Raw genomic sequence first — 11,792 nt, forward strand, 5'->3', positions numbered from 1 at the left:
GACAAAATTCTATAATACGAATGTTTCAGGATTGTATAAATGCGACAAAATCATTGTCTATTGTCTGTTGTTTTGCTTTTCGCGCAAAAACTCCCGGTGTAGTGCCACTGTAACGTTTAAACTCTCTACTTAGATGTGACTGATCACTGTAACCCAATTCCTGCGCCAAACTTGCAATATTCAAGTTCGGTTCAAGCCATAACCGATTTCGCACCTGTTCAAAACGCATTAAACTAGAAACATCTTTAACTGTATAGCCGGATGATTCTTTAAAATTTCTTTCTAAAGTACGAACTGTAGTATGGGATGCCGCTGCAATCTGGCTAACGGGTAGACTTCCACCCGCAGCAGTCATAGCAGCTCCGGCTATAGACAACAGAGCATCACTGCTGCCTTGCGATTGCGTTTTTAAAAAATAGTCTTCTACTTTGGTAATTGCCTCTTCAATTTTGTGCAACCGAATCAGATCAGACAAAACTGATTGAAGCTTGGCAATAGGGTGTTCAAATACCTGCACTCCATCCTTTCCTTTTTTCGAAGATAATCCGAGCAGATCAAAAACCGTCCACGGATAACACCTGATCCCAATAATTTCCAGTGAATCGATAGAATTAAAAACGGCAGGCTGATTGAGTAATCCCATTATAAAAGGTGATGGTAACGATTTCAAACCATCCTTATAAGAAATACTAAGTTCGTTTCCAAAATAAAAAATAATCTCGGCATAACCATCCGGTACTACTTCAAAACTGGATTGCTCTTTTCCGTATTCAATCTTGTCATACCAAAAACATTTTATGCTTCGCTGTAAATCTTTGGAAGGAATGAATTCCTTATGGTTGGTTCGGAAAGAAAACATAATTGGAAGAAATTAGAGACAAGCAATTATTCCGCTAACAAAAATCACTTCACAGAACTGACCTTATTTCCGATACTTATCGTTTTCAAAATTAAGAAATTATAATGTAACATTTCAATATCAAATAAACAACTACATATCAATACTTAACAAATTAAAATCATTCTTTCATACAATACTTTTCGACACAATTTCTTGTAATTTAAAACGTATTCTAGTACAAAAAACAAAGTATTCTTTAGGTTTAAACTTGAAACTAAATCCAAAATTAGAAATTCTAATGTGATTCTAATGATCTTCTAATCTATTTATTTAGATTAAATATAAACAATGATTTAAATTTGCATTTCTATTTAAGAAGTACATAAATCATGAGGTTTTTATTGTTATTGTTGACGTTCATTCATTTTTCAGGTTGGTCCCAAAATGGAAATATTAAAGGAAAAGTTACTTTTGGAAACGCTGAATCTGCATTTGGCGCATCGGTTACAATCGCCGGAACTCAAAAGTTTGCCATAGTGGGTAACGACGGTCAATTTGAAATTAAAAACGTTGCTTACGGCAATTATACCCTTGAAATCACTTCACTTGAAGCCAAAACAAAAACAATAAAAGTTGTTGTAAATAGCCCTACTGTTCCTGTAAACATCTTATTGGAAAAATCAACTGATCCAAAAGCCTTAAAAGAGGTTGTAATCAAAAAGAACTCTGTAAAAAAGGAGATCATGAACAAAGGTTTTTCCGTGAATGTTATAGAAACTAAAGAGGCTGCTACCAGAAATATACAAACAAATGAATTACTTGACCGCTCTGCCGGCGTAAGAATCAGACAAAACGGAGGATTAGGAGCGAGCGTTAATTACAATCTAAATGGAATGTCAGGAAACGCTATCCGAATTTTTATTGACGGAATTCCATTAGATACATACGGCTCTTCTTTTAGTCTTAACAGTATACCACCTGCTTTAATCGAGCGCATCGAAGTTTACAAAGGAGTCACTCCTGCGGAACTGGCTGATGATGCCTTGGGTGGAGCTATAAATGTGATTCTAAAAAAAGGTGCCAAAAATACGCTAAATGCTTCCCTTTCTTATGGTTCATTCAATACTATCCAGTCTAACTTTAATACAACTTATCGCGACAAATCAGGTTTTACGGTAAAAGGATCGGGGTTTTATAACTACTCTGATAACGATTATGAAATATGGGGACGATTTGTTTACAACATAGCACCGGACGGAACTCGTGAAGCTGCGCGGGTTAAACGTTTCGAAAACCGATACAGATCTTACGGCGGAAGATTTGAAGCCGGTTTTACCAATGTTAAATGGGCTGACAATTTTTTAATTGGATTAAATGTCTCTGAAGATCACAATCAAATTCAGCATGGCCAATACATGACAAAACCTTATAAAGGCCGTTTTTCCGAAGCTGATGCTACTGTACTAAGTCTGAATTACTCTAAAAAAGATTTCCTATTTAAAAAAATTGATTTTTCAACCAATACGGTTTTTAGCAACAAACATGAAGTGGTAAACGATACGGTCAGAACGGTTTACAACTGGTCTGGTGAAAAAGTAATAGATTTAAGGACAGGCAAACCCCTTTTATCTCATACGGGAGCACAGCAGGCTGGTCCCACCATTAATAACATTTCAGAAAATATACTAAGTTCCAGAACCGTATTGACTTATAATCTAAATGAAAAAAACAGATTTATATTCAGTAATTTATTCTATACATTGGATAGAAATGAGGACGATTTAATCAAACCTGAATTTCAAAAAGATTTTGAAGCAACATTTGATTTGCAAAAAACAGTTACTTCCCTAGCCTACGAAATGCAGGCTTTTGACTCACGTCTCAGAACCAATATTTTCGGTAAGTTTTACGAGCAAAAAGTAAACCATAGAAAACCGGAATTGGTCACACAAAATGGGCAAACCACAGTAGTGGAAAGGATTATCAAAAGTACAACTCCACTATTTGGATACGGACTGGCTGCTTCCTACTTTGTTACTCCTGAGATTATGATTACGGCATCAGCAGAAAAAGCCGTCAGATTAGCAGCTGCAAATGAAATGTTTGGAAGACCCAGTGAAAATGTATTGGCTAACCCCAATCTAAAACCCGAACAAAGCAACAATTTCAATTTAGGGTTACAATTTGGACCTTACGCAATAAATATGCACAAAATATCCGTTGCTGCAACAGGTTTTTCAAGAAATACCCGTGATCGAATTGTTCGTGTCTCGAATGACAGAGTTAATGATGCCATACAAGTTTTACCATTTGATAATCTGGGACGCGCGCAATCCATTGGCTATGAAGCATCGTTTAATTATAGCTATAACGACCGTTTGTTTGTATCGATGAACATGTCAAAATTCAACTCCTTATACAAAAAGAAATACGATGATAATGGGAAGGAACTAGATTTTTACAACAGACAAATCCCAAATGAACCTTTCTTTACGGTAAACGGAAACGTACAGTACAACTTTAAGGAACTGATCCAAAAAAATTCACAACTGAATTTGTATTATAACTTTGGTTATGTAGATCCTTTTCCAACAATTTGGATAGACGTACCAGACTCCAAAACACCAGCACAATTTGCACAGGATTTAGGCTTGAGTTATGTTTTTCCGAATAAACAATTTGTACTAAGTCTTGACGCTAAAAATATATTTGATAAACAGGTTTTCGATAATTACGCTGTTCAAAAACCCGGACGCGCTTTTTATCTGAAACTTAATTATACCCTAAATAACTTTTAATATCTAATTTTTTAAAACAATGAATATGAGAAAAAATATGTTTAAACTATTTACATATGGTCTAGTTTTAGGTGCATTCTCTTTAACTACAAGCTGTAGCAGTAATGATGAGAAAAGTGCCGATCCGATAAATCCGGAAACAACTGATCGTTGGATTACAGTTTCAGGCGCATTAATGCAGGAAAATCCCGGAGACGGAAACGGAGGAACTATGGTTTATGCGGTTACGAAAAAAAACGCTAAAGATCCAAACTACTCGATTAATGTTTATGCAGACGGAATGCCTGTACAATCGAACAGAACGGCTCGTTTGCAATCTTCTGTAGACGGAAAAACTCTCTTCAACATTACCTATACAGGGGCTAACGGTGGAGAGTTTATGACGTATGCAGTAAATGGAGCCAAAAATTTCACCCAATCAGGTACTACCGTAAACATCTCGCAATATGCAGGAACATCTCCAAGATGGAATAAACTTTTTGATGGAGACAAAACCGGTGTTGCTGTAAATGTAAGTACTCCAATAATTAAAACAAATCCGGATAAAACTTACATGTATACGAGAGGTACTGCTACTGTCCTTGCTTTAGACCTTAAAGGCATTCGTATTTCAAAATACGATCAGTATGAACTTCCATTAAGCCCTCAGGAAGAAGCTCAGGGACACCATATTTTCCGTTTAGATGCTCCTACGATCAACAAAGCAGGAAATAAAGTAATTATCGGAACATGGTTACGTAAAACGAATCCAACTACAGGGCAAATCGAAACAACCTATGACCGTTTAGGCGCTAAATCTGTTGTAGTAGATTATCCATCATTAGCAAATCCACAAGTCATTACTTCTAAAGTTGGTTTTGGAGATACAAGCGGTTTCCGTAGCTTTAATAGTTTCTTAGGAACTGATGGTAACATCTATCAAGCAACGCAAAGAGATACAAACAAAGGTTCATTTATTGTAAGAATCAACCAAAACAATCAATATGATGACTCATTTGTTATCAGCCTTGATGCTGCGTTAGGCATAAAAGGATCTTATATCGATGCTTGGAGATATGCAGGAAACGGAATTGCTTATGTACTTTACACGCAAACTGCAACCGGTAAACAAGGGTTTGTTGCCAGAGTAGATCTAAATGCTAAAACGGCTAAAAAAGTAGACGGTATCGCTTACGATACTGCTATAGATTTTGGTCAATACCAAGGTTTTGTAGTTGACGGTAACGAACTTTACCTGGCTGTTACACCAGTTGGAAAAGACGGAAACATTTATGTTATCGATATTCCAACAGGAGCTGTTACCAAAGGAGCAAAACTGGTTAACAAAGCAGGAAACCATTATATTGGAGTATTCTAAAAAAAAGCTGCAAAAGCAGTAAAAGCACTCATAACAATTGTTATTACTTGAGTTTTTTTTTAATTAAAACATTCCGTTTCAGATTTCTGGAACGGAATGTTTGTTTTTAGGACAATCTTTTATTTCTTATAGGGAGAAGTCAAAATGAATTACAGCAATTCAATTCATAATTTTTACGTTTTTTTCCCCACAAACGATTCGACAACTACATTAAATAAAATATTTTTCTTAGATTTGTGTAATCGATTACATTTAAGTTTTATTCTTTATTGGAGCTGTTTTTTAAAATTTCTAAAAAAAAGCCATAACGAATAAGACAATTTAGTAACAACGAATACTAATTTATAATTAAATTTCAAACCAAATTCATACCCATGAATGCTAGCCCAATCCAACTTCTACGCATTACTCTGATCCTTACGATCCTCTGTTTCTTTCCAGATAGTTTTGCTCAGGGTAACAAACCCTATGACACCTATAAAAATATAGAGTTTAAAATGGCAAAAGTCAATGAACCACTAATCCCTCAAAATACCGTAAACCTAAAAGATTTCGGTGCGGTCAATGGCGGATATGTTTTAAACACTAAAGCTTTCGCTGATGCCATAGAAGCACTATCCAAAAAAGGTGGTGGAAAGGTAGTTATTCCTCCTGGAATCTGGCTTACTGGCCCAATTATCTTAAAAAGTAATATTGAACTTCATGCCGAAACAGGAGCACTGATTAAATTCTCTACCGACAAAAGCTTGTATCCAATTATCGAAACCAGTTTTGAAGGGCTTAACACCTGGCGCTGCCTCTCTCCTATTTATGGCAAGAATCTGGTAAATGTAGCCTTTACAGGAAGTGGTGTGTGGGACGGTTCCGGAGAAGCCTGGAGACAGGTTAAAAAAAACAAACTCACGGACGAACAATGGAAGAAGTTTGTAGCTTCCGGTGGTGTTTTAAACGAGAAAAAAGACAGTTGGTATCCTTCTGAGCAATATCTAAAAGGGGTTAAAGGTGCGGATCAAAATGTTCGTCACGATCTAAAAACCAAAGAAGAATTTGAAGCCATTCACGATTTTCTCCGTCCGGTTTTGGTAAGTATTCAAAATAGTAAAAGAGTACTATTTGATGGGCCTGTATTTCAAAACTCTCCCGCCTGGAACATTCATCCTTTTATGGTTGAAGATTTAATTGTTAGAAATATAACCGTTCGCAATCCGTGGTTTTCTCAAAATGGTGATGGTCTTGATGTGGAATCCTGCAAAAATGTAATTATCGAAAATTCAAGTTTTGATGTGGGTGACGACGCGATCTGCATCAAATCGGGAAAAGACAAAGACGGTCGCGATCGTGCTGTTGCCTGCGAAAATATTATCGTTAAAAACAACATCGTTTATCACGGACATGGTGGTGTGACGGTAGGAAGCGAAATGTCGGGCGGCGTAAAAAATCTACATGTCTCTAATTGTACTTTCATGGGAACCGACGTGGGGCTTCGTTTTAAAAGCACTCGCGGACGAGGAGGAATTGTAGAAAATATTTACATCTCGGATATTTTTATGACCGATATTCCGTCACAGGCTATTTCATTTGATTTGTACTATGGAGGGAAATCAATTGCCGAAACTTTGGCCGAAGGCGGAAACACCGTTACTACAAAAGCTGTTCCTGTAAACGAAGAAACACCACAATTTAAAAATATTTCGATCAAAAACATCACGATTAGAGGTGCGCAACAGGCGGTATTTCTTCAAGGTTTACCCGAGATGAACCTTCAAAACATCGAAATCTCTAATCTGATCGCCAAAGCAGGAAAGGGCTTTACGATTATTGATGCCAATGGAATCAAAATCAACAATGCAACATTAGACATCGAAAATAGTACCATATTTGAAATCTACAATACCCAAAATATGTCTTTAAAAAATGTTGAATTTAATTCGGCCTCGACAAAAGCAATTTCGATAAACGGAGAAGCTTGTCAAAATATTGAATTGGTTTCCTCCCAAAAACAAGATTTATCTAAAAGAACTACTCTGGGAGAAAAAGTTTCTAAAGATGCTGTGAAGTTTTAAGATGAACTACAAGTAAAAAGAATATTCTATTTACCAAATAAGATTTTGGTGATTCTAAGATCACTATAAAAAAAGCGCCTCAGTTGATGAGGCGCTTTTCGTTTTAAAATTTAAAATAATAGAAGCCGCGAAGACTATTTCCATCCTCCACCTAAAGCACGATACAAATCAACAACAGCTTGCAATTTTTGCAGGTTATCAGTGATTCCACTTAATTGAGCGGCCAATAGGTTTTGCTCTGAAGTTAATACATCCGTATAATTCGTAGCCGAGCTATATTCTAAAAGCTGTTGTGTAAAATCAACTGCTTTTTCCAGGGCCTTAATTTGTTTTTCTCTTGAATCTTCTTTTTCGACAGCCATTTCATAAGCATACAAAGCATTCGATACTTCCTGTCCTGCTTTTAAAAGACTTTGCTGGAAATTATTCAGTGCCTGTACTTGTTTGGATTGTGCTGTTGTAAGCCTTGCTTTATTCAGTCCCTGATTGAAAATAGGCTGTGTCAACCCTCCTATCAAAGAGTAAAAAACAGAATTAGTAAAGAAATCCGTTAGTTGCAGGTTCGAGAATCCCCCACTTGCGGTAAGAGTCAAGCTTGGATAAAAATAAGTTTTAGCCATATTAGTTGTCTCGAACGCTGTTCTGAAATCAAACTCAGCCTGACGAACATCTGGACGGTTCTCCAGCAATTGTGCCGGTAAACCTACAGCCAGATTTTCTGGAATCGTTTGAGTTCCTAATGTACCTCTTTCGATTGCTCCCGGAGCCTGTCCTAACAAAATATTAAGCGCATTCTCGGTTTCGCGAATACTTCTTTTTAAGTCCGGGATCAATACTTCGGCTGCATGTTGATTGGCTTCACTTTGTACTACTGCCGCGCCGGTTACGATTGCACCTTCTTTTAAAGCTTTAATCGTTTCCACATTTTTAATACGACTTTCTAAGGTAGCCTTGGTGATTTCTAATTGCTTGTCATAGGCCAGCAATAAAAAATAGTTGTTAGCAATATCGGCAATCAATTGTGTCTGAATGGCCTGTTTTGCTGCATCAGTAGAAAGATAGGTTGCCAAAGCCGCTCTTTTTGAACTGCTTAATTTCCCCCAAATATCTGCTTCCCAAGAGGTACTCAAACCTAATTTAGAAGTTGTTGTTAAAGTATTGATGTTAATTCCCGGCGGGAAGTTTAGTCCGGCTTTTGATTGTTTGTTATGCGTTACATTGGCATCAATATTCAGCGTTGGGTAATAGGCCAGTTTTGCCTGTTGCAAAGAGGCTCTGGACTGTACTATATTTTCAATCGCATTCTTTAAATTGAGGTTCTGATCCAATCCCTTCTGAATTAAAGCATTCAGTTTTTCATCTTTAAAGACGGTTTGCCAGGGCATACTCGCCATAGTGGTCGAATCGGCAGCAGCCTGATCCCTATATAACTTATCTGTCGAAATGGTCGACGGACGTTCGTATTTCTTAGTAATCGAGCAGGCACTCAACAATGCGGCCGCTAACACTACAAGAATATATTTATTTGAACTATGAGTCATTTTTTTTGAATTAAATTATTACTCTTTATGAGCTTCTACCAATTGTACTTCCTCGTCATCGTCACCTTCATCATCATAATTTTCTTTTGGCGGACCACTCACACGCTCCTGCAAACTTTGGAAAATGATGAACAATACCGGAATAACAAATACTCCTAAAATGGTTCCGATTAACATCCCTCCTACAGCTCCTGTTCCAATTGATTTGTTTCCAACTGCACCGGCTCCCGAAGCAAACATTAAAGGAACAAGTCCTAAAATAAAAGCAAAAGAGGTCATCAAAATCGGACGTAAACGTGCTACTGCTCCTTCAATCGCCGACTGAACAATTGGCAATCCTTTTCGGCGTCTCTCAAGGGCAAACTCGACGATCAGAATACCGTTCTTGGCTAAAAGTCCAATTAACATGATCAGCGAAATCTGTAAATAAATGTTACTGTTCAATTTGAAAATAATCGAGAACAAATAGGCTCCTGCCAGTCCAAACGGAATCGAAAACAATACGGCAAAAGGCAAGATATAACTCTCATATTGTGCACTCAACAGGAAGTAAACAAACACCAGACACAATATAAAAATAAAGATGGTCTCGCTTCCTGACGCTAATTCTTCACGTGTTAAACCAGAAAATTCATAACCATAACCCGCAGGCAAACTTTCTGCTGCTACTTCCTGAATCGCTTTAATAGCATCACCGGAACTATAACCCGGTTTTGGTGCTCCTGTAATCGAGATCGACGTAAACAAGTTAAATCTTGAAATCGATTCCGGTCCGAATACCCTGGTCATTTTTACGAACTCGGTAATAGGTGCCATGGTTCCGGCACTGTTGCGTACAAATATTTTATTCAGCCCCTCGGTATTGGTTCTAAACCCCGGAGAAGCCTGAATCATTACACGATACTGTTTACCGAATTTATTGAAATTAGATGCGTACAATCCTCCATAATACCCCTGCATGGTTGACAAAATGGTATTGACCGAAACACCTGCATCTTTGGCTTTCGCCAAATTAATATCCATCATATATTGAGGGAATCCCGGATTAAAAGGAGTCGTCGCATATTGTATCTCCGGACGTGCCGAAAGCTTGGCCAGAAATTCATTGTTTACTTTATAGAATTCAGCCGTACTGTGCCCTCCTTTGTCTTGTAACTGGAATTCAAATCCCCCACTTTGTCCAAATCCCTGAATAGTTGGCGGTGAAATAAAGAAGATATTAGCTTCACGAATTCCGCTTGTTTTAGCAAACAACTGTCCAATTACATCATCGACACTCAGTTCACGGTCTTCCCAGCTTTTCAGCCTCACAATTACCATACTATAAGCACTACCTGCACCTGCCGTAAAGTTCTGACCAACGATACGAAGTGTATTTTCTACTCCCGGAATGGTGTGCGCTATACTGTCTACTTTTTTCGCCACTACATCTGAACGTTCCATAGAGGCTGAAGGCGGTAAACTAATGTTTGCAAAAACTACTCCCTGATCTTCTGCCGGAACGAACGCTGACGGGGTTGTTTTCATCATATAAAACAAGGCTCCCGCAGCAATAAGTATCGAAGCCAGTACGATCCATTTTTTAACAGAAAGGAACTGAACAGAACGTTTGTACTTTTCGGTTACATTGTCAAATGCAACGTTAAATGAAGTATAAAAACGCTGAATGAAGCTCTGATGTTTATGATCGTCAGCATGTGGTTTTAAAAGCAAAGCACATAAAGCCGGACTCAAAGTAAGGGCATTGACTGCCGAAAGAATAATTGCAACCGCCAGTGTAATACCAAACTGCTTGTAGAAAACTCCTGTAGAACCTGTAATAAAAGTTACGGGAATAAATACCGCCGCCATTACCAGCGTAATCGAAATAATGGCTCCCGAAATCTCGTTCATGGCGTGAATCGTAGCTTTCTTAGCCGATTTATAACCATTATCGAGTTTGGCATGTACCGCCTCGACAACTACAATCGCATCATCGACCACAATACCAATGGCCAGAACCATCGCAAATAGCGTCAGCAGGTTAATCGTAAATCCGAATAAATTCAGGAAGAAAAATGTACCCACAATCGCAACCGGAACGGCAATCGCCGGAATTAAAGTCGATCGAAAATCCTGAAGAAAAATAAATACTACTATGAAAACCAGAATAAAAGCTTCTATCAAAGTATGGATTACTTTCTCAATTGAGGCATCCAAATTCTCATTAACATTGATCAGTACGGTATATTTTACTCCTTTAGGGAAGGTCTTTACGGCTTCGTCAATAAGCTTTTTAGAATTGTTAATTACGTCACGTGCATTCGAACCCGGCGTCTGACTAATTGCAATACCAACAGACGGACGTCCGTTTGTCGTACTTGTAGAAGAATAACTTAAAGAACCCAATTCTACTTTTGCCACATCTTTTAATCGTAATAATTGTCCGTTTCCGGCTGATTTGATTACGATATCTTCAAATTCTTTTGCGCTTGTTAAACGACCTTTGTATTTGATTACATATTGAAAAGCCTGATTTCCGTTTTCCCCAAATTTACCTGGTGCAGCCTCAATATTTTGTTCTGCTAAAGCTGCCGAAACATCACTTGGAATCAATTTGTACTGCTGCATCACATCCGGTTTTAGCCAGATACGCATCGAATAATCCCTTGAACCGAAAACCGTAACATCTCCTACCCCTACTACACGTTGAATTTGTGGTACCAGGTTGATCTTAGCGTAATTTTGAAGAAACGTTTGATCGTAAGCTTTATCATCACTGTATAAGGAGAAAATTAATAAGTTACTACTTTGGCTTTTGGTTACGGTTACCCCAGCCTGAGTTACCTCAACAGGCAATAAACTTGTAGCTCTGGAAACCCTGTTTTGTACGTTTACGGCAGCTAAATCAGGGTCTGTACCTACTTTAAAGAAAATTTTTATAGAAGCATTACCATCATTAGTCGCCGTAGAAGTCATGTAGGTCATGTTTTCTACACCGTTAATTTGCTCTTCAAGCGGAATTACGATACTTTTTAGAACCACATCTGCATTGGCTCCGGTATAACTTGCCGCTACATTTACGGTCGGTGGTGCAATGTCCGGATACTGCGCAATAGGAAGTGCTGCCAGCCCCAGGATACCCAGGATTACGATAATAACCGATATTACCGTAGAAAGTACTGGTCGTTGTATGAATATTTTAAACATTTG

6 protein-coding genes are annotated in these 11,792 nt (G+C 37.9%); 3 read left to right on the plus strand and 3 right to left on the minus strand.

From position 1 onward, the window contains the following. Positions 1–25: 25 nt before the first annotated feature. Positions 26–859, minus strand: coding sequence for a helix-turn-helix domain-containing protein (locus OGZ34_RS17220; RefSeq protein ID WP_263361056.1), 834 nt, complete (start codon positions 857–859; stop codon positions 26–28). Positions 860–1,230: 371 nt separating this feature from the next. Between OGZ34_RS17220 and OGZ34_RS17225 the strand changes: the two genes are divergently transcribed. From OGZ34_RS17225 to OGZ34_RS17235, 3 genes are all read left to right on the plus strand, one after another. Continuing rightward, positions 1,231–3,639, plus strand: a complete 2,409-nt coding sequence (locus tag OGZ34_RS17225; protein ID WP_263361057.1) for a TonB-dependent receptor — start codon at positions 1,231–1,233, stop codon at positions 3,637–3,639. 25 nt (positions 3,640–3,664) lie between these two features. Further along, positions 3,665–4,996 carry a hypothetical protein gene (locus tag OGZ34_RS17230; protein WP_263361058.1) on the plus strand — a complete coding sequence of 444 codons (1,332 nt, stop codon included), beginning with the start codon at positions 3,665–3,667 and terminating at the stop codon, positions 4,994–4,996. 374 nt (positions 4,997–5,370) lie between these two features. Beyond that, entirely contained in the window at positions 5,371–7,059 is a 1,689-nt protein-coding gene (locus OGZ34_RS17235; RefSeq protein WP_263361059.1) for a glycoside hydrolase family 28 protein, read from the plus strand. Between the two features lie 134 nt (positions 7,060–7,193). Here the strand turns inward: OGZ34_RS17235 and OGZ34_RS17240 are convergent, their stop codons facing one another. Together OGZ34_RS17240 and OGZ34_RS17245 are read right to left on the minus strand one after the other, a co-directional pair. Then, positions 7,194–8,600 (minus strand): efflux transporter outer membrane subunit, encoded by a 1,407-nt coding sequence (locus OGZ34_RS17240; protein WP_263361060.1) that lies wholly within the window; start codon positions 8,598–8,600, stop codon positions 7,194–7,196. 18 nt (positions 8,601–8,618) lie between these two features. Beyond that, positions 8,619–11,789 (minus strand): efflux RND transporter permease subunit, encoded by a 3,171-nt coding sequence (locus OGZ34_RS17245; RefSeq protein WP_263361061.1) that lies wholly within the window; start codon positions 11,787–11,789, stop codon positions 8,619–8,621. Between the last annotated feature and the right edge of the window lie 3 nt (positions 11,790–11,792).

This window comes from Flavobacterium collinsii (assembly GCF_946903285.1).
GTDB lineage: Bacteria > Bacteroidota > Bacteroidia > Flavobacteriales > Flavobacteriaceae > Flavobacterium > Flavobacterium collinsii.

Coding starts and splice junctions, on each gene's coding strand:
- OGZ34_RS17230 (WP_263361058.1), top strand. CDS start 3,665: ATGAGAAAAAATATGTTTAAACTATTTACATATGGTCTAGTTTTAGGT.
- OGZ34_RS17220 (WP_263361056.1), bottom strand. CDS start 859: ATGTTTTCTTTCCGAACCAACCATAAGGAATTCATTCCTTCCAAAGAT.
- OGZ34_RS17240 (WP_263361060.1), bottom strand. CDS start 8,600: ATGACTCATAGTTCAAATAAATATATTCTTGTAGTGTTAGCGGCCGCA.
- OGZ34_RS17235 (WP_263361059.1), top strand. CDS start 5,371: ATGAATGCTAGCCCAATCCAACTTCTACGCATTACTCTGATCCTTACG.
- OGZ34_RS17225 (WP_263361057.1), top strand. CDS start 1,231: ATGAGGTTTTTATTGTTATTGTTGACGTTCATTCATTTTTCAGGTTGG.
- OGZ34_RS17245 (WP_263361061.1), bottom strand. CDS start 11,789: ATGTTTAAAATATTCATACAACGACCAGTACTTTCTACGGTAATATCG.